The sequence below is a fragment of the Caulobacter sp. Root487D2Y genome, assembly GCF_001427165.1.
Classification (GTDB): Bacteria; Pseudomonadota; Alphaproteobacteria; order Caulobacterales; family Caulobacteraceae; genus Caulobacter.
Genome location: NZ_LMFD01000010.1, coordinates 1,142,216 through 1,163,036 on the forward strand (window position 1 = coordinate 1,142,216; position 20,821 = coordinate 1,163,036).

At 69.6% G+C, this 20,821-nt stretch carries 21 protein-coding genes and 1 pseudogene; 12 read left to right on the forward strand and 10 right to left on the reverse strand.

Annotated features, from left to right (window positions below):
- Positions 1–2: 2 nt before the first annotated feature.
- The 6 genes from ASD38_RS15125 to ASD38_RS15150 form a co-directional block, all read right to left on the reverse strand.
- Positions 3–710, reverse strand: coding sequence for a DUF4019 domain-containing protein (locus tag ASD38_RS15125; RefSeq protein WP_162252141.1), 708 nt, complete (start codon positions 708–710; stop codon positions 3–5).
- A 150-nt stretch (positions 711–860) separates the two neighbouring features.
- Complete coding sequence (locus tag ASD38_RS15130) at positions 861–1,061, reverse strand: hypothetical protein (protein ID WP_056445112.1); 201 nt, start codon at positions 1,059–1,061, stop codon at positions 861–863.
- Positions 1,062–1,192: 131 nt separating this feature from the next.
- A complete protein-coding gene (locus ASD38_RS15135) occupies positions 1,193–2,161 on the reverse strand; it encodes an IMCp domain-containing protein (RefSeq protein ID WP_235523841.1) in 969 nt (322 codons plus the stop codon).
- 148 nt (positions 2,162–2,309) lie between these two features.
- Positions 2,310–4,208 (reverse strand): transglycosylase domain-containing protein, encoded by a 1,899-nt coding sequence (locus ASD38_RS15140; protein ID WP_056461076.1) that lies wholly within the window; start codon positions 4,206–4,208, stop codon positions 2,310–2,312.
- Positions 4,209–4,469: 261 nt separating this feature from the next.
- Positions 4,470–5,486 (reverse strand): sensor histidine kinase, encoded by a 1,017-nt coding sequence (locus ASD38_RS15145; protein WP_056461498.1) that lies wholly within the window; start codon positions 5,484–5,486, stop codon positions 4,470–4,472.
- Positions 5,487–5,593: 107 nt separating this feature from the next.
- Entirely contained in the window at positions 5,594–5,782 is a 189-nt protein-coding gene (locus ASD38_RS15150) for a hypothetical protein (protein WP_056461079.1), read from the reverse strand.
- A gap of 518 nt (positions 5,783–6,300) precedes the next feature.
- On the opposite strand from ASD38_RS15150, the gene ASD38_RS15155 reads away from it, so the two are divergent.
- Positions 6,301–7,944 (forward strand): pectate lyase, encoded by a 1,644-nt coding sequence (locus tag ASD38_RS15155; RefSeq protein WP_056461082.1) that lies wholly within the window; start codon positions 6,301–6,303, stop codon positions 7,942–7,944.
- Positions 7,945–8,106: 162 nt separating this feature from the next.
- Complete coding sequence (locus ASD38_RS15160) at positions 8,107–9,795, forward strand: ATP-binding protein (protein ID WP_056461085.1); 1,689 nt, start codon at positions 8,107–8,109, stop codon at positions 9,793–9,795.
- On the opposite strand, the gene ASD38_RS15165 is transcribed toward ASD38_RS15160, so the two are convergent.
- Positions 9,792–10,217 (reverse strand): GNAT family N-acetyltransferase, encoded by a 426-nt coding sequence (locus ASD38_RS15165; RefSeq protein ID WP_056445122.1) that lies wholly within the window; start codon positions 10,215–10,217, stop codon positions 9,792–9,794. The genes ASD38_RS15160 and ASD38_RS15165 overlap by 4 nt on opposite strands.
- Before the next feature lie 122 nt (positions 10,218–10,339).
- Between ASD38_RS15165 and ASD38_RS24910 the strand changes: the two genes are divergently transcribed.
- Together ASD38_RS24910 and pcaF are read left to right on the forward strand one after the other, a co-directional pair.
- Positions 10,340–10,471: a hypothetical protein gene (locus tag ASD38_RS24910; RefSeq protein ID WP_268760998.1), complete on the forward strand. Its 132-nt coding sequence runs from the start codon at positions 10,340–10,342 to the stop codon at positions 10,469–10,471.
- A gap of 64 nt (positions 10,472–10,535) precedes the next feature.
- The gene (pcaF, locus tag ASD38_RS15170) at positions 10,536–11,738 is read left to right on the forward strand and encodes a 3-oxoadipyl-CoA thiolase (protein ID WP_056461088.1); all 1,203 of its coding nucleotides are present in this window, start codon (positions 10,536–10,538) and stop codon (positions 11,736–11,738) included.
- Between the two features lie 3 nt (positions 11,739–11,741).
- Here the strand turns inward: pcaF and ASD38_RS24635 are convergent.
- A pseudogene (locus tag ASD38_RS24635) lies at positions 11,742–11,849 on the reverse strand (hypothetical protein); the annotation flags it as partial.
- A gap of 82 nt (positions 11,850–11,931) precedes the next feature.
- Here ASD38_RS24635 and ASD38_RS15175 point away from each other — a divergent pair.
- Positions 11,932–13,491, forward strand: a complete 1,560-nt coding sequence (locus ASD38_RS15175; RefSeq protein WP_056461090.1) for a carboxylesterase/lipase family protein — start codon at positions 11,932–11,934, stop codon at positions 13,489–13,491.
- A 50-nt stretch (positions 13,492–13,541) separates the two neighbouring features.
- On the opposite strand, the gene ASD38_RS15180 is transcribed toward ASD38_RS15175, so the two are convergent.
- Positions 13,542–13,997, reverse strand: a complete 456-nt coding sequence (locus ASD38_RS15180; RefSeq protein ID WP_056445129.1) for a hypothetical protein — start codon at positions 13,995–13,997, stop codon at positions 13,542–13,544.
- Positions 13,998–14,099: 102 nt separating this feature from the next.
- Here ASD38_RS15180 and ASD38_RS15185 point away from each other — a divergent pair, with 102 nt between their 5' ends.
- Positions 14,100–14,420 carry a hypothetical protein gene (locus ASD38_RS15185; RefSeq protein WP_056445132.1) on the forward strand — a complete coding sequence of 107 codons (321 nt, stop codon included), beginning with the start codon at positions 14,100–14,102 and terminating at the stop codon, positions 14,418–14,420.
- Positions 14,421–14,428: 8 nt separating this feature from the next.
- The gene (locus ASD38_RS15190) at positions 14,429–14,620 is read left to right on the forward strand and encodes a hypothetical protein (RefSeq protein ID WP_056445135.1); all 192 of its coding nucleotides are present in this window, start codon (positions 14,429–14,431) and stop codon (positions 14,618–14,620) included.
- A 9-nt stretch (positions 14,621–14,629) separates the two neighbouring features.
- Here ASD38_RS15190 and ASD38_RS15195 read toward each other — a convergent pair whose 3' ends face one another.
- Entirely contained in the window at positions 14,630–14,914 is a 285-nt protein-coding gene (locus tag ASD38_RS15195; RefSeq protein WP_056461093.1) for a hypothetical protein, read from the reverse strand.
- Between the two features lie 129 nt (positions 14,915–15,043).
- On the opposite strand from ASD38_RS15195, the gene ASD38_RS15200 reads away from it, so the two are divergent.
- The 5 genes from ASD38_RS15200 (at position 15,044) to ASD38_RS15220 (ending at position 20,821) form a co-directional block, all read left to right on the forward strand.
- Complete coding sequence (locus ASD38_RS15200; RefSeq protein WP_056461096.1) at positions 15,044–15,811, forward strand: pseudouridine synthase; 768 nt, start codon at positions 15,044–15,046, stop codon at positions 15,809–15,811.
- 135 nt (positions 15,812–15,946) lie between these two features.
- Positions 15,947–16,564 carry an LPS export ABC transporter periplasmic protein LptC gene (gene lptC, locus ASD38_RS15205; protein ID WP_056445144.1) on the forward strand — a complete coding sequence of 206 codons (618 nt, stop codon included), beginning with the start codon at positions 15,947–15,949 and terminating at the stop codon, positions 16,562–16,564.
- Entirely contained in the window at positions 16,561–17,745 is a 1,185-nt protein-coding gene (locus ASD38_RS15210) for a hypothetical protein (RefSeq protein WP_056461099.1), read from the forward strand. The genes lptC and ASD38_RS15210 overlap by 4 nt, the downstream gene beginning before the upstream one ends.
- Positions 17,742–19,103 carry a lipopolysaccharide biosynthesis protein gene (locus ASD38_RS15215; RefSeq protein WP_056445150.1) on the forward strand — a complete coding sequence of 454 codons (1,362 nt, stop codon included), beginning with the start codon at positions 17,742–17,744 and terminating at the stop codon, positions 19,101–19,103. The genes ASD38_RS15210 and ASD38_RS15215 overlap by 4 nt, the downstream gene beginning before the upstream one ends.
- Complete coding sequence (locus tag ASD38_RS15220) at positions 19,100–20,821, forward strand: fatty acyl-AMP ligase (protein ID WP_056461101.1); 1,722 nt, start codon at positions 19,100–19,102, stop codon at positions 20,819–20,821. The genes ASD38_RS15215 and ASD38_RS15220 overlap by 4 nt, the downstream gene beginning before the upstream one ends.

Sequence of the window (20,821 nt, forward strand, 5' to 3'; positions counted from 1 at the left end):
CCTCAGAGGCCGATGCAGTCGACCTGCTGGGGCGAACTGTCGTGTTTCGACACCCGCCAGGTCTTGTCGGGCATGGCCCTCAGCGTCACGATCTCTTCCCGGCACCTCTGGTCGTTGGCGAATTTCGTCTGGTAGGTCACGACCGCGTAGCCGCCCTTCGGCCGGCCCGGCAGCTCCGTCGACCTCTGGGCCCCGGTCTGCCGTCGATCGACCACGGCCCCCAACGGAGTCCGCCCCAGCTTGTACGAGGTCTCGAACGAGCTCCACGGCAACCCCACCCCCTTGTCGATGACCTCGTAGGCTTCCAGGAACTTTCCGTTGTCGACGAGATCGACATATTTCCTGGCCGCGAACTCGGGATCTTCGGTCGGCCAGACGAACGCGTCGGCGGACGGCGTCTCCGGCTTTGCCGGCGCGGGGGCCGGCGCGGGAAACGCGAGCAAGATCAGCACGAACACGCCGATGGCGCCGCCCGCCTGGACGAAGCCCTTGTACTTGATGTCGATAAATCCAGGAAGAATAGCGGCGACACCGGCGGCGGCCAGGGCCAGGATTATCCGATAGGTCCAGATTTCGGTGGTACTAGGGGTCTTCACCACCGCCGTGAAGACAAGTATCGTTATGACGAATATAAATCCAAAGACGAACGCGATAAGCGTTTTTACGTCTATTTCGCCGGTTATGAATGAACGCTTCGGCGGATCTTCCATGAACCACGACCCCCGCGCTGCCTGACGCGACTCCCCCATAACGCGAGACCGTGAAATTTGCACGCTGTTATGCGGCTTTCAGGGCGGCGAGCGACCTCGCCGTCGGCAAGTCGTGATCGGGCGTCATCACCCAGCCTGGTCGCCCACGCCCTATTCCGCCGTGACCCCGGCGAAGGTGCGCGCTTCGGGCTTGATCGTGACCTGGGTCCGGATCCCGTCCTCGAACAGCGCGCTGGCGTAGTCGAGGGCGGCCTTGTAGGCGGCTTCCTGGCTGGAATGGCGAGACAGGGTCTGCCCCTGACGCTCTACGCACCAGTCGAAAGGTTTAGTGACCACCAGGATCAAATCCACGGGCGACTTCCTGACCAGCGGCCCGACACCGCATGTGATCCCCGTGGAGGATTGATGCCCGATTCCGGAGCCCCGACTATGCAGAATGGTGCGATTTCGCTCCGTGGACCCTGGTTTCCGCGCGAACGCGGTTAACGTCCGCAGCAGCCGCCGTGGCCCCCCGTCGCGCCGCCGCCGCCATGACGTCCCCCGCGCGACACCGTCACGCTGGTCGAGGAACTGGCGCTGGCGCTCGCCCGAGCGCTGGAGGAGACGCTGGAGGACGCGCCGGCGCCCGACCAGCCGCGGGCATAACCCGACCGGCCATAGGCCTGGCCGCCGATCCAGCCGCCGCCCACGCCGTAGCGGGCGGTGGAGCGGCCGTAATAGCCGCCGCCCGCCGCGCCTTCCAGCGACTGGGCGTAGCCGTCGCCGGCCTGGTAGCTGCCCTGATAGCTCCAGCCCGACGCTTCCTCGCTGTAGCGGGAGGACTCGGACTCGTAGGTCTCTTCCGAGCGTTCGACGCTGTTTTCGGCCTGGCCGTAGACCCGCCCCTGCTCGCGATAGCCGCGATCTTCAACGACGCGGCGGTCTTCCTCGCAGCCGCAGTCGCGGCGCTCGAGTCGGCGATCCTCGTGTTCGACATAGACCGGCACGCGGACGATCTTCTCGACCGGAACCTCGACCCGCTTTTCGACGATGCGATCGACGGGCACTTCCACCCGCTTCTCGACGATCCGGTCCACGGGGCGATCGATATAGACGGGGCGGTCGACCAGCTTCTCGACGATTTTGACCACCGGCACCTCGACCCGCTTCTCGACGACGCGGTCCACCGGATGGTCGACATAGACGACGCGGTCGACGGGCACCTCGGTCCGCTTCTCGATATAGACTGGCTGCTTGACGATCTTTTCGACATAGACGGGGCGTTCGACGACCTTGATCCGCGTCTTGACCACGGGCTTCGACGCGGGCCTGGGCGCGACCGGCTTGGGCGTCGCCTTGGCGATCGGCGTGACGCGGGTTGGATAGCCGTCCGCCAAAGCGGTCGTCACCGGTCCCAGCGCGGCGAGCGTCATCGTCGCCGCTCCGATCAGCAGCACTGTCTTCGGGTTCATCTTCAAACGCCTTTCCGACTTCGCCGCCCAGCACCTCTCGACCGCTCCCCCGACGGGCGATCGCGAGGCGTCCCATTCTGGGTCGCGGCGTTGGGTTGGCAGCAAGGCTTGGACCAATTTCGCCCGCTCATTCCGGGATGAGCGGGGGTCAGAGCCCGAAGATCCGCCGCAGCCATTTCGGCACATGGCGCGGACGCTCGATCTCGCGCTCGGCCTCCGGCTCGACCCGCTCGTAGCGCGGCTCCGGCGGACCGTCGCGCGCCACCAGCCTCGCCTTCAGCCCGGCGGTCATCACGTCGCGCCAGATGCGGGCCGGGAGGTCGCCGCCGACCATCCGGTTCATCGGCGAGTGGTCGTCGTTGCCGACCCAGACCCCGACCACCAGGTCGCCGGTGAAGCCGATGAACAGGGCGTCGCGATAGTCCTGGGTGGTGCCGGTCTTGCCGTAGGCCTTCTGCCCCAGGCGCGCCGCCCGGCCGGTGCCCTCCTCGACCACCGCGCCCAGCAGGTCGTAGAGCGCCGCCCGCTCGGCGGCGTTCATGTCGGTCGTGGCGATCGGGGCGGCGCCCAAGGAAGCGGAACGGGGCCGGCCGTAGGGCTGGACCGGCATCTTGCCCGAGGCGACGGCGGCATAGGCCCCGGTCAGCTCCAGCAGGCTGGTCTCGGCCGTGCCCAGGGCCAGGGTGGCGTCGTCCTCGCGCAGCGGCGAGACGATCCCCAGGTCGCGCGCCGCCCGGACCACCGCCGGACCGCCCGCCTGCTGGTAGACCCGCGCGGCGATGATGTTGTTGGACTGGGCGAAGGCGTCGCGGATCGTCAGGTCCCGCCCGCCCCCGCCCTCGTAGTTGGCGGGCGTCCAGCCGCCGATCGTGACCGGATCGCCGATCACCAGATTGTCGGGCGTGGCCCCATCGCGCAGGGCGGCCAGGTAGACAAACAGCTTGAAGGCGCTGCCGGGCTGGCGCCTGGCCTGGACGGCGCGGTTGAACGGGGTCTGGCGATAGTTCGTGCCGCCCAGCATGGCCACCACCCGGCCGTCCGGACGCAGGGCGACCACGGCCACCTGCCCGACCCTGGCCTTGGCCGCGCCCTTCATGTCTTTGGCCACGGCTCGTTCGACGATTCGCTGCAGGCGGCTGTCCAGGGTGGTGGGCACGCGCACCTCGCCGTAGCCCGGCCCGTCGAAGGCCGACTTGACCTGCGGCGAGATCCAGTCGGCGAAATAGCCGCCCACCGGCAGGTCGGCCCGGGTGGTGCGGACCACGACGTGCCCGGCCGCGTCGGCCTGCTGACGGGTGATCGCCTTGGTCTGCACCATGGCGTCCAGCACCAGCCGGGCCCGCGCGCCGGCCGCCTGGGGATGGTCGACAGGGTCCAGGTCGACCGGCGCCTTGACCATGCCGGCCAGCATCGCCGCCTCGCCGACCGACAGCTGCTCGGGCGGCTTGCCGAAATAGTGCCTCGCCGCCGCGCCCAGGCCGTAGACGCCGTCGCCGAAATAGATGCTGGAAAGATAGCGCGACAGGATCTCGTCCTTGGACAGCCGCAGCTCCAGCCACAGGGCGATCATCGCCTCCTGGCCCTTGCGGCGCAGGCTGCGCTCGGGCTTGAGGAAGGCGTTCTTGGCCAGTTGCTGGGTGATCGTGCTGCCGCCCTGCACGGTGCGATGGGCCTTGGCGTTGACCACCAGGGCCCGCGCCACGCCCCCGAAGTCGACGCCGATGTGATGGTAGAAACGGCGATCCTCGATCGCGATAAAGGCGGCCGGCACATGCTTGGGCAGCGCCTTGATGACCACCGGCGCCTCCTTGTAGGCCCCGCGCCGGGCGAAGGGGCGGCCCTCGGCGTCCAGCAGGATCAGCGCCCGGTTGGGCAAGGGCTCCAGCGCCCGCGAGATCGGCAGGCTGGCGCCCAGCCAGACCAGCAGGACGGCCAGCGGCAGCAACGCCCCGATCCCCGCCCCGAACCACAGCCGATGACGCACGACGAAGGCGCGCGCGGCGGTCCAGGCGGACGCCAGCCTTGCCTTCACATCCTGCGGAATCATCAGCGACGCGCCTCCGCGACCTCAACGCCGCTCAAGCTTGCATAACGGCCCAGGAGGATCGGGGTTCACCGTGTCAGGACATTGACCGCGAGAACGACCCCCAACCTACGCACCCCTCCCGTTGTCATCCCGGCCGTAGCGAAGCGAAGAGCCGCGACCCAGGGGAACCGCACCGCATTCGCCCAGTCCCCTGGGTCCCGGACAGCCTCTGCGAGGCTTCCGGGATGACACCGAAATTGGGCTTAAGGTCTGGAGCGCCGGCTAGGCCAACTGCATGAAGGCGTCGACCCGGTTCAGGGCCGCCAACGACGCATGGATGCGGCAGCGCAGCCCTTCGGGTCGATAGTCGAGGTCCACCTCGCCGCCCAGCTCGTTGGGCAGGGCCAGTTCGACGATCCGCGAGCCGAAGCCTCGCCGCTCGGGCGGACGGACCGGCGGGCCGCCCTGCTCGGTCCAGGAGATGTTCAGCTGGTCGCCCCCCGACACCGACCAGCCGATGTCGACCTGTCCGCTGGCGACCGACAGGGCCCCGTACTTCAGGGCGTTGATCGCCAGTTCGTGGAAGGCCAGGGCCAGCACGACGGCCGGCTTGGGCGAGATCATCAGGTCGTCGCCGGTGATGGTCAGCTGCCCTGGATTGTTGCGATAGGGGGTGACCGAGCCGTCGATGATCTGGCGCAGGCTGGCGGCCGACCAGTTCTCGTCGGTCAGCACGTTGTGGGTGGCGGCGATCGCCATCAGCCGCCCTTCGAGCGCGCCGCGCACCGCCACGTCGACGCCGGCGTTGCGCAGCGACTGGCTGGCGATCGACTGGATGGTGGCCAGGGTGTTCTTCACCCGGTGGTTCAGCTCGTTGACCAGCAGCTGCCGATGCGCCTCGGCGCGCACTTCGCCGGTGACGTCGCGCGAGGTGGCCAGCACCCGGATCACCCGGCCTTCGTCGAGGATCGGCGACACGGTGGTGTCCCACCAGCGCGGGTCGCCCTTGGCGGTGGGGCAAGGGGCGCGGAAGGCGGCGGCCTCGCCCGCCATGGCCGTGCGCAGGGCCAGCTCGACGCTGGTCCGGCTTTCGGGCGGCCACAGGTCGGGCCAGTACCGGCTGCGATTGCGGCTGTCGAAGTCCTCGATCTCGAACAGCGCCTGGCCCCGGGTGTTCATATATTCGACGAAGCCCTCCGGACTGATCACCCGGATGCAGTCGCGACTGGCTTCCACGATGCTGAGGAAATACGCGCCCGCCCCTTCCAGAACGGCCTTGTCCGATCCCTCGTCCGACACCAGGGTCTCCTTGCTCCAGCCCATGTTCACCGAGCCGCGCAGCAATTCAAGCGATGCGTGTATTTTTGGGAGAGGTTTGCGAGGAAAGTCGCGATCCACGCTCCGGGCTAGCCGGGCTGACCGGGTTGACCGGGCTGCTCTTCGCGGCTGGCTTCCAGCATGCCGACCAGGGCGGCCGACAGGCGCGAGGTCTGAGCCATGCGACGCAGCGCCTCGCGGGCGTGTTCGCTGTCGGCGAGCTCGGCTTGCCGCTCAAGACGCTCGGCTTCGTTCAGATGATCGAGTTGGCTGGGCATGGTGAATATTTACGGGAGATGAACGAGTCCATCTATGTGACCACTGGTCGCAGAACGGTGTAACCCCACGTAAAATCAACCGCTTATCGCGTTACCGGTCCCAAAACTGAAAACGGCCCCGGGTCATTCCTGACCCGGGGCCGTCGTCCTGTTCCCCAACAGGACGGCGTCGCGCGCTACCAAAACCCGGCGCGGCGGCGTCGCCTCAAAAACCGATGGCCTGTTCTCCCCCACCCCGCGTGTTCCCACAACGTGGCGGCCTGTCGCAGGATGATGACTCCGCGTCATATAACAAAGCTATACCAAAACCTCTGGCCAAGTCATGACACCGGTATCATAACTAGCCTCAACACCGCGCCGGCCCAACGGCGACGGGGGTTTCGGCAAGGACCGACCGGGAGGACGACCAGGAACGCGGGGGGTTGGAAGGCCCCTCCGGCTCCTCTCCCAGCCGCCAAGCCGCGTCCTTGCGTCGCGGGAGGTTACGACGCGCAAGTCCCTGGGAGAGTATCCTCGCCATGCCGCTTAGCCCCCTCACCCGCCGCCGCCTGCTGGCGACGACCACCGCCACCTTCGCCGTCGCCGCGGCCATGGCCCCGCTGAAGGCCCTGGCCCAGGGCGCCGCGCCGTCCAAGGACCAGGTCCTGGCGACGATGAAGAAGGCCACCACCTTCATGGCCGAGAAGGCCGCCTACGAGGGCGGTTATGTCTGGAGCTACCTGCCCGACTTCTCGCGGCGGTTCGGCGAGATGGAAGCCTTCCCGACCATGATCTGGGTCCAGCCGCCCGGCACGGCGACCATGGGCCACCTGTTCCTCGACGCCTATCACGCCACCGGTGACGAATATTACTACGAGGCGGCCAAGAAAGCGGCCGGCGCCCTGATCAAGATCCAGCACCCGGCGGGCGGCTGGAACTACATGGGCGACCTGGCCGGGCCGGAGTCGCTGAAGAAGTGGTACGACACCATCGGCAAGAACGGCTGGCGGCTCGAGGAATTCCAGCACTACTACGGCAACGCCACGTTCGACGACGAAGGCACGGCCGAGAGCTGCCAGCTGATGCTGCGCATCTATCTGGAAAAGAAGGACAAGGCCTTCAAGCCGGCGCTGGAGAAAGCCATCCAGTTCGTGCTCGACAGCCAGTATCCGAACGGCGGCTGGCCCCAGCGCTTCCCGCTGTCGGGCGGTTTCGAGAACAAGGGCCACCCCGACTACACCGGCTACATCACGTTCAACGACGGCGTGGTCGACGAGAACATCAAGTTCCTGATCATGGTCTGGCAGACCCTGGGCGACAAACGCGTGCTGGACCCGATCAAGCGCGCCATGGACATCTACATCGCCGCCCACCAGCCGATGCCGCAGCCGGGCTGGGGCCTGCAGCACACCGTCGCCGACCTCAAGCCGGCCGGCGCGCGCACCTACGAGCCCAAGGCCTTCGCCAGCCACACCACGGCCGGCAACCTCGAAAACCTGATGGACTACTACCAGCTGACGGGCGACCCGAAGTACCTGGACCGCATCCCCGAGACCATCGACTGGCTGGCCGGCCTGAAGCTCGACGACAAGATCGCCCCCGGCAAGCCGCGCTATCCGACCTTCATCGAGATCGGCACCAACGAGCCGCTGTACGTGCACCGGCGGGGCTCCAACGTGTTCAACGGCGAGTACTTCATCGACAAGCACTGGGAAAACACCATCGTCCACTACTCGTCGTTCCGCGCGGTCGCGATCGACAAGCTGCGCAAGCGCTACGAGACCCTGAAGGCCACGCCGCCCGAAGTGGTCAGCAAGGACTCGCCGCTGAAGGTGAAGGGCGGCAGCCGCCCGCTGCCGCGCTACTTCACCACCAAGAGCATCTCGGTGTCCGACCTGAACGTCGGCGCCCTGAAGACCAGCGACAAGACTACCGACGCCGAGGCCGCCAAGCTGATGGCCCAGCTGAACGCCGAGGGCTGGTGGCCCACCGAGATGAAGGCGGTCAGCAACCCCTATATCGGCGACGGCTCGACGACCGTGACCCCGGGCGAGTTCTCGATGACCCGGGTCGGCGACCCCACCGACACCTCGCCCTACATCGCCGACGTGCCCAAGCCGGGCATCTCGACAGGCGCCTATATCGAGAACATGGCGGCGTTGATCCGCTATGTGACGGCGTAGACGCGATCGGGGACACGCGGGATCGCGCGCGTGTCCCCTTCCGCCCAGGCCCGCCGATCCACGACGAAATTGTCGCACATCGGATCAATCGGGACCGTTGAGAGCAGATTCCTAAACGTTTGGCGCTAGATCGACCGTGTAACGCGGGAGGCGCCACCGCCCATGCTGAACAGGCTAGACATACTGGACGAGCGGGTCGACGAGGTCGCCGCGGCCAGCCGGCGCACGCGCCCGCGGCGCCTGATCATGGCCGTGTTCATCACCGGCTTCCTGGTTTTCAACCTGGGGCTTCGCATCGCCTTCCTTTGGTTCGCCGCGGCGCTGTTGGCCGACTTCTACGGCGTGGCCGTTACCCGGCTGGCGGAACGACGGGGAGCCGGGCCCAAAGTGCGTCGCGCCGGCTACGTCTCGGCCGTGATGGTGATGGTCGGCGTCTGGACGTCCCTGGCCGTGGTGCTTTGGCTCTCCGACCATCCGGCCCTGCGCTTCGCCGCCATCTGCCTGACCGCTGGACAGCTGATCCACGCCCAGGCGGTGACCTTCCGTTCGCCCACGGTGTTCGCGCTCGACGCCGGCGTTCCGGCCCTGGCCCTGGCCGGCATGCCGCTTCTGCTGGGCGGCTACAGCGGCTGGTCGATCCTGACCGTGCTGATCGCCGTGGCGCTGGTGATGCTCTATGTGGTCTCCAGCGCGGCCGTGAACGCCCGCCGGGTCGACGCCCTCGAGGCGGCCGAGCGCGCCGCCATGTCGGCCAGCGCCGCCAAGTCGATGTTCCTGGCCACCATGAGCCACGAACTGCGCACGCCGATGAACGGCGTCCTGGGCATGGCCCACGCCCTGAGCGCCGGTCCCCTCAACGACCAGCAGGCCCGTCAGGTCGACATGTTGATCCGGTCGGGCGAAGGCCTGATGACCATCCTCAACGACGTGCTCGACGTCTCCAAGATCGAGGCCGGCAAGCTTGAGCTGGAAAGCCTGGCGTTCAACACCCGCGGTCTGGTCGACGAGGCGGCCAGCCTGTGGACCCAGGCGGCGCAGGCCAAGGACGTGCGGCTGGTCTGCGTGGTGGATCCGCTGGCCCCGACCTGGGTCATCGGCGACCCGACCCGGCTGCGGCAGATCCTGACCAACCTGATCTCCAACGCCCTGAAGTTCACGGCCAGCGGCACGGTGACCGTGCGGGTCGGCCCCGCCGGCGCGGCCTTCCTGGAGATCCAGGTCGTCGACACCGGCATCGGCATGTCGACCGAGCAGCAGTCGCGCCTGTTCCAGACCTTTTCCCAGGCCGACGCCTCGATCACCCGCCGGTTCGGCGGCACGGGGCTGGGCCTGGCGATCTGCAAGCAGCTGACCGAACTGATGGGCGGGGCCATCACCGTGCGCAGCGCGCCGGGCGAGGGCTCGGCCTTCACCGTGGCCCTGCCGCTCCCGGCCGCCGCCGCGCCGCGGACCGCGCCGGCGTCGCCCAGCAACGGCATCACTGGACTGCGGGTGCTGGTCGCTGACGACAACCGCATCAACCAGCTTGTGGCGCGCACCATCCTGGAGGCCGCCGGCGCCCTGGTCGAGGTCGCCGACAACGGCCGCCACGCCTTGGAACGCCTGGCCGAACAGGTCTTCGACGCGGTGCTGATGGACGTGCACATGCCGGACATGGACGGGCTGGAAGCGCTTCGGCGGGTCCGGGCCGGGGCGGCGGGCGCGGGGGACATTCCGGTCATCGCCCTGACCGCCGACGTCATGCACGGCGACGAGGGCGACCTGCTGGCCTGCGGCTTCGACGCGGTCCAACCCAAGCCGATCCGCCCCGCCGACCTGGTGCGGGCGATCGCCGAGGCCTGCGCGGCCTAGATGAGCGTCTTGCGCATGAACCAGCGCGGATAGAACGGCGCCGGCCCCTCCATCTCCCCGAAGACCTCGAACCCCAGGCGTTCATAGAACGGCCGGGCCTGGAAGGCGTAGGTGTCCAGCCACATCAGGTGGCAGCCGCGCGCCCGCGCCTCGGCCTCGGCGCGGGTCATCAGGTTGGTCCCGACACCCGTCCCGCGCAGGGTCTCCGGCACCACGATCATATCGACATAGAACGCGCCCCACCGCGACTGCGCCCACAGGCCGCCCAGCACGGCCGCCTCGCCCGGCGCGGAGATCAGCAGGGCGAAGTCGCGGTTGTCGGGCGGACCGACGGCCTTGCCGGTGAAGGCGCGCAGCACGGCCAGGCCCTGCTGGTAGGAATCCAGCGACGGCTGGTCGGTCTGGCGGATCTCGAACGGCATGGCTTACCTTCGCCCGCGTCGTCGCGGCCGTGAAGACGTTGCGTGCGGAACCCGACTTTGGAACCCGTCGCGCGGCCGGAGCGCTTTTTCCGGGTCGGATAAACAGCAGACTCGTGTGCGTCATGGCCCTCAAGGCCTTCATTTCCCTCGCCGTTCTGGCCGCCGTCCTGGTTGGCCTGCTGATGCCCGTGCCCGGCCACCGCAAGGCCGAGGCCACCCAGTCGCGGATCGAGACGATCGACATCAACAACTAGGATCCCTTGATCCTTCCGTCGGGCCGATTAGGCTGCCTTCAAACAACTGTTTGCAGGACCCGCCATGACCGACGCCTTCATCTGCGACGCCGTCCGCACGCCGATCGGCCGCTATGGCGGGGCGCTGTCGGGCGTGCGGGCCGACGACCTGGCGGCGATCCCGGTCCGGGCCCTGATGGCCCGCAATCCCGGCGTCGACTGGGGCGCGCTGGACGACGTGGTGCTGGGCTGCGCCAACCAGGCCGGCGAGGACAACCGCAACGTCGCGCGCATGGCCGCCCTGCTGGCCGGCCTGCCGACCACCGCCTCGGGCTCGTCCGTCAACCGCCTGTGCGGCTCGGGCCTGGACGCCCTGGGCGTGGCCGCCCGCGCCGTCAAGTCCGGCGAGGCCCAGCTGATGATCGCCGGCGGCGTCGAGAGCATGAGCCGCGCGCCGTTCGTGATGGGCAAGGCCGACAGCGCCTTCTCGCGCAACGCCGAGATCTTCGACACCACCATCGGCTGGCGCTTCGTCAATCCGGCCATGCGCAAGGCCTATGGCGTGGATTCCATGCCCGAGACCGCCGAGAACGTCGCCGACCAGTGGCAAGTCACGCGGGCGGACCAGGACGCCTTCGCCCTGCGCAGCCAGGCCCGCGCGGCGGCGGCCCAGGCCGCGGGGCGGTTCGACGCCGAGATCGTCCCGGTCACCCTGCCCCAGCGCAAGGGCGATCCCGTCGTGGTCTCGAAGGACGAGCATCCGCGCGCCACCACCATCGAGGCGCTGTCGGCCCTGAAGCCCATCGTCCGGCCCGACGGCACGATCACCGCCGGCAACGCCTCGGGCGTCAACGACGGGGCGGCGGCCCTGATCGTCGCCTCGGAGGCGGCGGCCCAGGCCCACGGCCTGACCCCGCGCGCCCGCATCCTGGGCGTCGCCGCCGCCGGCGTGGAGCCGCGCGTGATGGGGATCGGCCCCGTGCCGGCGGCCCGGAAGCTGCTGGCGCGCCTGGGCCTGTCGATCGGCGACATCGACGTGGTCGAGCTGAACGAGGCCTTCGCCGCCCAGGGTCTGGCGGTGCTGCGCGACCTGGGCCTGCCCGACGACGGCGACCACGTGAACCCCAACGGCGGGGCCATCGCCCTGGGCCATCCCCTCGGCATGAGCGGCGCGCGCCTGGGCCTGACCCTGGTCGAGGAGCTGCGCCGCCGCGGCGCCCGCTACGGCCTGGCGACCATGTGCATCGGCGTGGGCCAGGGCATCGCGATGGTGGTGGAGCGGGTGTAACCGGCGCGGTGCGTCCTTCGAGGCCCGCTGCGCGGGCGCCTCGGGATGAGGAGCGTTTGCGCTGAATTCCTCATCCTGAGGTGCGAGGCGTAGCCGAGCCTCGAAGGACGCACTGGACCCACCGTACCGCGCCGCAGCGTGACCCCGCCCAGGAATCGTCCATGATCCCCGCTCCGCACCGCTGGAGCCGCCCATGACCTTTCGCGTCCTCGTCCTGCCCTTGCTGGCCCTGGCCTTGCTGGCCACGCCCGTCACGGCCCAGACCCTGAAGGTCACCGGCGGCGAGATCGCCCAGGCCGCGCCGACGGCCGACGGCGTGCGGGTCTACAAGGGCCTGCCCTATGCGGCGCCGCCGGTCGGCGAGCGCCGCTGGAGGCCGCCCGAGCCCGTCCAGTCCTGGACCGGCGTGCGTCCGGTCGGCGCCTACGCCCCCAACTGCCTGCAGCCCAAGCGCTACGGCGACATCGATCCGTTCACGCCGTCGATGAGCGAGGACTGCCTCTATCTGAACGTCAGCACGGCCGCGAAGCCCGGCGAGAAACTGCCGGTGTTCTTCTGGATCCACGGCGGCGGCTACGGCGCCGGCTCGGGCGCCGAGCCCCGGCACGACGGCCAGGCCCTGGCCCGCAAGGGCGTGGTGGTGGTGACCATCAACTACCGCCTGGGCGTCTTCGGCTTCATGGCCCATCCGGAACTGACCGCCGAAAGCCCGCGCCACGCCAGCGGCGACCAGGCCCTGGCCGACATGATCGCCGCCCTGCGCTGGGTGAAGGCCAACGCGCCGACGTTCGGCGGCGATCCGGGCAACGTGACCATCGTCGGCGAGTCGGCGGGCTCGGACGCCGTCAGTCGGATGATGATCTCGCCGGAAGCCAGGGGTCTGTTCCACCGCGCCATCGGCGAGAGCGGCTCGGCCTTCTCGAGGACGGGCGACGACCGGACCCTGGCCCAGGCCGAGGCCGTCGGCCAGGCCTTCGCCCAGTCGTTGGGCGACGACGACCTGAAGCGTCTGCGCGCGCGGTCGTCGGCCGAGATCCTGGCCGCCTGGACCGCCCCCAACACCAATTTCGATTTCGGCCCGAACCTCGACGGCTGGATCCTGCCGGCCGCCGCCGCCCAGACCTTCGCCGCCCGCCGGCAGGCCGACGTGCCGCTGCTGGTCGGCTGGAACCGCGACGAGGGCAGCCTGATGCAGGGCGGTCTGTTCGGACCCGAGGGCCTGCGCCCGGTGCTGGCCGAGCGCTTCGGTCCTCGGATCGACGGAGCCCTGGCGCTGTATCCCGTGGACACGCCCGCCGCGGCCGCGGCCTCGCAACAGACCTACGCCGGCGACGTCCGCATGGGCCTGCCGACCTGGCGCTGGGCCATGGCCCAGACCGCGACCGGCAAGTCGCCCGTCTATGTCTACCGGTTCGACCAGGCGCCCAAGATTCCCGCCGACTGGTTCGGCGCGGCCAACAGCGGCAAGGATTTCGGCGCCTTCCATTCGGCCGACATCGTCTACGTGTTCGACCACCCGGAGATCCTGAAGGCCTGGACCACCGACGCCGTCGACCGCCGCGTCGCGGATCAGATGTCGTCCTACTGGGTCAATTTCGCGCGCACCGGCGATCCGAACGGACCCGGCCTGCCGGCCTGGACGCCCTACGCGCCGGACGCGCCGAAGAAGCTGCTGATCGGACCCGAGACGCGGCTGGTCGACGATCCGGACATCGCGCGACTGCGGCTGTTGGACAGCGCGGCCAAACCCTAGGCGCGGGGCTTGGATCGGGGAAAGGCGCATGCGCCTGTCCCCGACACCGTCTACTTCCTCGCCGCCTTGATCGCCTTCTCGAGCGCGGCCCGCCGCGCCTGGAACCCCTCCGTCGCCGCCGCCTCCTCGGCGTCCAGCGCGGATCGTCGCTCGGCGAAGGCCAGCTCGGAGGCCTCGGCCTCGTCTTCGACGGCCTCGAGCTCCGCCTTCAGCCCCGCCAGCTTCTCGGCCCGCGCCGTCTCGGCCTTGGACGGCTTGCGCCGCGCCTTGGCGGGCAAGGCCTTCAGCGCCGCGCCAAGACCGCCGGCGGGCGTGGTGATCACCGTTTCCGGCGCGGCCACGGCGGCGTCGTGGTTCGGCCCCTCGGAGACCTCCTTGGCCGTGCCGTCCTTGAACAGGTCGCGGCCGACGTCCCAGGCCTCCAGGGCCTTGGCGCGCGAGGTCGCCGCCACGGTGTAGTCGTGGAGGCCGTCGGACCAGAAAAACACCTTGAGCTTGCGCGCCATGGTCTCCGAACGACCGGATAATCCAGGCCGTTCCGAAGGTTGGCTTTAGGAACCTCACCCGCCGACGATGGATTTCCCCTCCACAGCGAATGGAGGACGACGATGCCCCAGGGCGACAAGTCGAAATACACCGACAAGCAGGAGCGCAAGGCCGATCACATCGCCGAGGGCTACGAGGAGCGCGGCGTCTCCGAGAAGGAAGCCGAGCGGCGGGCCTGGGCGACGGTCAACAAGGACGACGGCGGCGGCAAGGCCCCCGGCGGTTCAGGCCGCGGCAAGTCCACCGGCCACCCAGCGGCCCACAAGGGCGGCGAGAAGGGCGGCAAGGCGGCGGCCTCGCGCACGGCGGCGCAACGCTCGGCCTCGGCCAGGAAGGCGGCCGCGACCCGCAAGCGCAACGCCGAACACCACACGCGGCACTAGGAGCGGCGATGACCGACAAGATCAACAGCCCCGGCCGCGAGGCCAACGAGGCCTTGCCCGCCGGCGAGCGTCCCGGACTGGTCTCGGAGAAGGACACCAGGAAGACCGGCCAGAAGGAGCGCCGCACGGCCGGGCCGGACGGCGGCGACGCGACCGAGATCGGGAATACGTTCAAGGACGGTCCGGGCGGGCGGGTCTAAATCCCCCGCTCATCCCGGCGAAGGTCCGTTCCCTTCCGGAGGCTCGTCGGACGGGCGGTTCGACCGCTGCTCAGCCGCCGCCGCGAGCTTGCCGCGCAGGTCGTCGTCCAACATCAGCTCGGGCTTGGGCACGGGGTCGTCCTCGTCCACCGCGTCGTCGACCAGGGAGGCCGACAGCACCTGGCGCAGGCGATCGCCGAAGCGGACGTCCTCCGGGGTGCCGGGCGCGGGCGGATCGGCCAGAAACTCCAGAACCTCCGCCAGGGCGGCGGCGTTGTCGACGCGGTCGGTCATGGGCGATCTCCGAGCCAAATGCACCGCAAGACCAACGGCCGCGCCGCCATCACGGTTGCGCGGCCCCGCCGACCGGCCCTAGACACGTTCGCGCCCCTTTGGCCCACCCACCTCTCTGGACGCCCGACCATGGCCTGGACCCGCCTCTATGACGAAGCCGAGCCGCAGCGCGTCAACCGCTGGCTGGCCCAGAACGGCGTCTGCTCGCGCCGCGAGGCCGAGGCCCTGATCAGTCAGGGCCTGGTGTCGATCGACGGCCAGCGGGTCGACGATGTCGGCCGCAAGATCGAGCCGGGCCAGACCCTGGTGCTGTCCGACCGCGCCCAGGCCCAGCTGGAAGGCGCCCTGACGGTGATGATCCACAAGCCGGTCGGCATCGTCTCGGCCCAGCCCGACACGGGCCAGGTCCCTGCCGTGCGCCTGCTGACCCGCGAGGCGCTGTTCGGCCAGAGCCCGGTCATCCCCGGCTTCAGCAACAATCTGGCGCCGGTCGGGCGCCTCGACATGGATTCGCGCGGCCTGCTGATCCTCTCGGAGGACGGGGTGGTGGCCAAGGCGGTGATCGGCCCGGCCTCGGAGATGGAAAAGGAATATCTGGTCTGGGTCGACGGCTGGATCACCGACGAGAAGCTGGCCCTGCTGCGTCATGGCCTGGAGCTGGACGAACGCGCGCTGCGCCCCGCCCAGGTCGAAGTCGTCGGCCGTCAGCAGTTGAAGTTCATCCTCAAGGAAGGCCGCAACCGTCAGATTCGCCGGATGTGCGAGCTGGTCGAGCTGACCGTCGTCGACCTGCTGCGGATCCGCATCGGCGACCTGGTGCTGGGCGACCTGCCCGAGGGGCGCTGGCGGCCGCTGACCGCCGCCGAGCGCGCCAGCCTGATCAACCCCGCCCCCTGAGCCCCATATTGACCGCCAACGCGGGCGGAGGCAGGGTCGCAATACCTCTTGGGAGATCGCGCCGGGAGGCTTAAGCCGGTCGTCCATCGCCTTCGGCCCAGCCCTTTCGACCAGCCGCTTTCAGTTCACGCAGCCATGATCGCCATCACGCCCGCAGCCGCCCCACCGGTCCGCAAGAAGAACCGCAACCGCCACCGCAAGCCGGTGCGCGCGCTGCGGACCGTTCTGCCGGCCATCGCCATCGGCATGACGGTGGCGATCGTCGGCCAGGGCGTGATCCGCGCCCTGGCGGTCAAGCCCGCTCCGCCCTCCGCCGCCGCGCCGCTGCGCATGGACAATCCGCGCTTCACCGGCACCCTGAAGGACGGGCGAGCCTTCCTGATCACCGCCACCTCGGCGACCCGCGACCCCAGCAACGCCGACCAGGTGTTCCTGAAGAACCCGCAACTGACCCGCGGCTACGGCACGGACGCCCCCACCCACGTGGTCTCCAAGGACGGGGCCTACCAGGAGGAGAAGGGCTCGCTGCTGCTGACCGGCGACGTCAAGATCGACAACGGCGCGGGCTACCAGTTCGCCTCGCAAAAGGCGCTGATCGACACCCGCACCGGCGATCTGGTCGGCGGGGCCCCCGTCGAGGGCGCGGGTCCCAACAGCGGCTCGATCCGGGCCGACGACTACACGGTCAGCGACAAGGGCGACCGGGTGGTGTTCAAGGGCCGGGTGCGCACGCGCCTCACGCCGCAACAGTGACCAACCCCGATCCGAAAGGGCCCGATCCGAAAGGACGGGGAGGCAGGCCCAGCGTCTGCTTCCTCTACATCGCCCAGACCCACCAGATCCTGCACAGCCTGCCGATCGCCATCGCCCTGGCCAAGGGCTGGCCCGACATCGACGTGCAGATCGCCACCACCACCCAGGAGCACCTGGACTATGTGCGCGAGCTGCTCGAGACCCTGAAGGTCCCGCCGATCCCGTCGCGGCTGCTGCCGCCGGCCTGGCTGCGGAGCCTGCGGCTGAAAGGCGCCAGCACGCCGCCCAAGGCGCTTATGCTGGCGGCCAACGCCCGGCGGCTGGCGCGCTACGACGCCGTCGTCACGCCCGAGCGCACCACGGCCCTGCTGCGCAAGCTGGGGGTCAAGGACACCAAGCTGGTCTACACCCAGCACGGCGCGGGCGATCGCGGCGGGCCGTTCGAGCCGCGCCTCAAGCAGTTCGACCTGGTGATGGCCGCCGGGCCCAAGCAGCGCGACCGCATGCTCGACGAGGGCTGGGTCACGCCCCAGACCTGCGCCATGGTCGGCTACCCCAAGTTCGACATCATCGACGCCCTGCCCGGCTCGCCGCTGCCCGTCTTCGCGCAGGCCAAGCCGCTGGTGGTGTACAATCCGCACTTCCACCCGACCCTGGGCTCGTGGCCGAAGTGGGGTCGGCGGATTCTCGAGCAGTTCGCGGCGGACGACCGTTACAATCTGATCTTCGCGCCCCATATCCGGGTCTTCGAAGGCGCGGACCCCAGGACGATCGAGGCTTTGGCCCCGTTCGTCGGCCACCCGCGCATCCACCTCGACCTGGGCGGGCCGGCGGCGATTGACATGACCTACACCCGCGCGGCCGACATCTATCTGGGCGACGTCTCCAGCCAGGTCTACGAGTTCCTGCGCACGCCCAAGCCGTGCCTGTTCCTCAACCCCAGCCACGCCGACTGGCGCGGCGACGAGAGCTTCCATCACTGGCTCTACGGCCCCGTGGTCGACAGCCCCGAGGGCGTGATCGACGCCGTCGCGTCGGCCCAGCGCGGGCACGGCGACTATGTCGAAGCCCAGAAGCGCGGGTTCGCCGAGAGCTTCGACCTGCGGGAAACGCCCTCGTCGGTTCGCGCCGCCCAGGCGATCGTCGATCGGTTGCCGGCGATGAAGAACGCCTCGAGATGAGCAACGATTCCAAGGTCTTCAAACGGGTTTTGGCCAATGCCGGAACCCTGCTCGGAGGCCGCACCGTCAACGCCATCGTCAGCCTGGCCTATATCGCCCTGACCGCGCGCGGCCTGGGCGCGGTGCAGATGGGCGTGCTGGTGCTGATCAACGCCTACGCCCAGTTCCTGGGCGACGTGGCCAAGTTCCAGTCGTGGCAGACGGTGCTGCAGTACGGGACGAAGCCGTTGCTGACCGGCGACCGTCCCGGCTTCCAGCAGGTGCTGCGCTTCACCCTGTTGCTGGACCTGATCGGCGCAGCCGTCGGAGTCGTGCTGGGCGTCGGCGGCGCCCTGCTGCTGGGCTCGACCCTGGGCTGGCCGCGCGAACTGGCGCCGGCGGCGGCGCTCTACGCCCTGTCGATCGCCATGATGACCTCGGCCACCTCGGTCGGCCTGCTGCGCCTGTTCGACCGCTTCCGGTTCCTGGCGGGCGAGCAGGCGGTCAGTTCGATCGTGCGCCTGGTGGGCTGCGCCGCGGCCTTCGCCCTCCACGCGCCGATCGGCTGGTTCCTGGTCGCCTGGGCGGCGGGCACCGTGGCCTCGTTCTTCTACGTGATGGGCGTGGCGCTCTGGGACCTGGCCCGCCGCGGCCTGCTGAAGGGCTTCACGTTCAGGGGGCCGACCAGCGAAGGCCTGCCCGGCGTCTGGAGCTTCGCTTGGGCCACCAATTTCAGCGGCACGCTGGACACCGCCTTCACCCACGTCATCACCCTGGTGGTCGGCGCGGTGCTGGGCCCCACCCAGGCGGCGTTGTGGCGCGTGGGCCGGCAGGTGGCCGACGGCATGGCCAAGCCCGCCAAGCTGCTGACCCCCGCCCTCTATCCCGAACTGGCCAAGATGCGCGCCACCGGCGGCGAGGCGGCGATGCGCAAGCTGGCCGGGCAGGTCGGCCTGATGGGCGGCGGCGTGGCCGGGGTGCTGCTGCTGGTCTCGACGCTGTTCGGCGCCTCCATCCTGACCCTGGTGATGGGCAAGCCGTTCGCCGCCGCCGCGCCGATCATGACCTGGCAGGTGGCCGCCGCCGCGATCGGCGTCCTGGCCCTGCCGCTGGAGCCGATGCTGGTCTCGCTGAACCGGGCGGGCGTGGCCCTGCGGGTGCGGCTGGTGGTCTGCGCCGTCTATCTGGCGGCGCTGGTTCCGACCATCAAGGCCCTGGGCCTGACAGGCGCCGGAGCCGCTCTTGTCGGGGCCGCCGCGGCCATGGCGATGGCCATGTTCTGGACCCTGCGCCGCAGCCTGGCCCGCGCGACCATCGTCGAAGGCGACGAACAAACTTGCGCCGAAGGTCAAAACGGCGCCAAAGGCGTCTCCCAATGATTACTCCGACGTCCTCCTCGCGAACCGTGAGATTCGCCGATTTCCCCACCCTGACGGCCGCGCTCGACTTCGCCGCGACCGGCGAAACGGGGATCAACCTCTATTCGCTGCGCGGCGAACTGGTCGAGGCCCTGCCCTACGCCAAGCTGCGCGAGCAGGCCCTGGACATCGCGCCGCGCCTGCTGGCGACCGGCGCCAAGCCAGGCGACAGCGTCGGCCTGATCGCCGACACCGAGGCCGACTTCGTGCGCGCCTTCTTCGCCTGCCAATACGCCGGCCTGGTGCCCGCGCCGCTGCCCCTGCCCGCGCCGCTGGGCGGCCGCGAGGCCTATGTCGAGCAGATCGCCCGCATGCTGGGCTCGGCCCACGCCAGGCTGCTGATCGGTCCGAACGGCATGAAGGACTGGGTGGCCGAGATCGCCGCCAAGACCCCGCTGAACTTCGCTGGCGTGCTGGCCGACCTGCCGGAGTCCAAGAGTCACGCCCTGCCCGAGGTCCTGCCCGACAACACCTGCTACCTGCAATTCTCGTCGGGCAGCACGCGCTTCCCGACCGGGGTGCTGGTCACCCACCGGGCCCTGATGGCCAACGCCGTGGCCATCACCCGCGACGGCCTGCAGGTGCTGCCCAGCGACCGCGCCGTCTCGTGGCTGCCGCTCTATCACGACATGGGCCTGATCGGCTTCCTGCTGTCGCCGATGACCAGCCAGATGTCGGTCGACCTGCTGCCCACCGGCGCCTTCGTGCGCCGGCCGCTGCTGTGGCTGGACCTGATCACCAAGAACGGCGGCACGATCTCCTACAGCCCGACCTTCGGCTACGAGCTGTGCGCCCGCCGCGCCGAGGTGGCCTCGATCGAGCATCTGGACCTCTCCAGGTGGCGCAGCGCGGGCCTGGGCGGCGACATGATCCGCACCGGTCCGCTGCGCGCCTTCGCCGAACGGTTCGCCGGCGTCGGCTTCTCCGACACGGCCTTCGTCGCCAGCTACGGCATGGCCGAGGCGACCCTGGCCCTGTCGATGGCCCCGCTGGGCGGCGGCCTGAAGACCGAGCGTCTGGACGTCGAGCGCCTGGAGCAGCACGAAGCCGTCATCGTCCAAGCCAATGGAGACGACGCCGAGCGCTCGCGCGAGTTCGCCCGCAACGGCCCGGCCCTGCCCGGCCACGAGCTGGAAGTGCGCGACGAGAACGGCGCCGTCCTGCCCGAGCGCGGCGTCGGCCGCATCTACGCCCGCGGCCCCAGCCTGATGCGGGAATATTTCGAGCAGCCGCAGGAGACCGCCCGCGTGCTGTCGGCCGACGGCTGGCTGGACACCGGCGACCTGGGCTACCTGATCGACGGCGAGATCGTCATCACCGGCCGCGGCAAGGACTTGATCATCCTCAACGGCCGCAACATCTGGCCGCAGGACCTGGAATGGACCGCCGAGGCCGAGGTCGAGGGACTGCGCAGCGGCGACGTGGCCGCCTTCTCGGTCCCCGGCGACGGCGAGGAGACGGTGGTGGTGCTGGTCCAGGCGCGCGGCGGCGACGCCGAGACCCGCGCGGCCCTTGTCGAGAAGATCGCCGGCGTCCTGCGCCTGCGCCACCAGGTCGAGGCTCAGATCCAGCTGGTCGGCGCCCACGCCCTGCCCCAGACGTCGTCGGGCAAGCTCAGCCGGTCCAAGGCCAAGGCCGCCTATCTGGCCGGCGCCTACGCCGCCACAGAGCGCGCCTGA

Excerpts from the sequence above, each read along its gene's own strand:
- pcaF (WP_056461088.1), top strand. The coding sequence starts at position 10,536 with ATGACCGACGCCTTCATCTGCGACGCCGTCCGCACGCCGATCGGCCGC.
- ASD38_RS15160 (WP_056461085.1), top strand. The coding sequence starts at position 8,107 with ATGCTGAACAGGCTAGACATACTGGACGAGCGGGTCGACGAGGTCGCC.
- ASD38_RS15135 (WP_235523841.1), bottom strand. The coding sequence starts at position 2,161 with ATGAACCCGAAGACAGTGCTGCTGATCGGAGCGGCGACGATGACGCTC.
- ASD38_RS15185 (WP_056445132.1), top strand. The coding sequence starts at position 14,100 with ATGCCCCAGGGCGACAAGTCGAAATACACCGACAAGCAGGAGCGCAAG.
- ASD38_RS15165 (WP_056445122.1), bottom strand. The coding sequence starts at position 10,217 with ATGCCGTTCGAGATCCGCCAGACCGACCAGCCGTCGCTGGATTCCTAC.
- ASD38_RS15190 (WP_056445135.1), top strand. The coding sequence starts at position 14,429 with ATGACCGACAAGATCAACAGCCCCGGCCGCGAGGCCAACGAGGCCTTG.
- ASD38_RS15195 (WP_056461093.1), bottom strand. The coding sequence starts at position 14,914 with ATGACCGACCGCGTCGACAACGCCGCCGCCCTGGCGGAGGTTCTGGAG.
- ASD38_RS15155 (WP_056461082.1), top strand. The coding sequence starts at position 6,301 with ATGCCGCTTAGCCCCCTCACCCGCCGCCGCCTGCTGGCGACGACCACC.
- ASD38_RS15150 (WP_056461079.1), bottom strand. The coding sequence starts at position 5,782 with ATGCCCAGCCAACTCGATCATCTGAACGAAGCCGAGCGTCTTGAGCGG.
- ASD38_RS15215 (WP_056445150.1), top strand. The coding sequence starts at position 17,742 with ATGAGCAACGATTCCAAGGTCTTCAAACGGGTTTTGGCCAATGCCGGA.
- ASD38_RS15180 (WP_056445129.1), bottom strand. The coding sequence starts at position 13,997 with ATGGCGCGCAAGCTCAAGGTGTTTTTCTGGTCCGACGGCCTCCACGAC.
- ASD38_RS24910 (WP_268760998.1), top strand. The coding sequence starts at position 10,340 with ATGGCCCTCAAGGCCTTCATTTCCCTCGCCGTTCTGGCCGCCGTCCTG.
- ASD38_RS15220 (WP_056461101.1), top strand. The coding sequence starts at position 19,100 with ATGATTACTCCGACGTCCTCCTCGCGAACCGTGAGATTCGCCGATTTC.
- ASD38_RS15125 (WP_162252141.1), bottom strand. The coding sequence starts at position 710 with ATGGAAGATCCGCCGAAGCGTTCATTCATAACCGGCGAAATAGACGTA.
- ASD38_RS15140 (WP_056461076.1), bottom strand. The coding sequence starts at position 4,208 with ATGATTCCGCAGGATGTGAAGGCAAGGCTGGCGTCCGCCTGGACCGCC.
- ASD38_RS15175 (WP_056461090.1), top strand. The coding sequence starts at position 11,932 with ATGACCTTTCGCGTCCTCGTCCTGCCCTTGCTGGCCCTGGCCTTGCTG.
- ASD38_RS15200 (WP_056461096.1), top strand. The coding sequence starts at position 15,044 with ATGGCCTGGACCCGCCTCTATGACGAAGCCGAGCCGCAGCGCGTCAAC.
- lptC (WP_056445144.1), top strand. The coding sequence starts at position 15,947 with ATGATCGCCATCACGCCCGCAGCCGCCCCACCGGTCCGCAAGAAGAAC.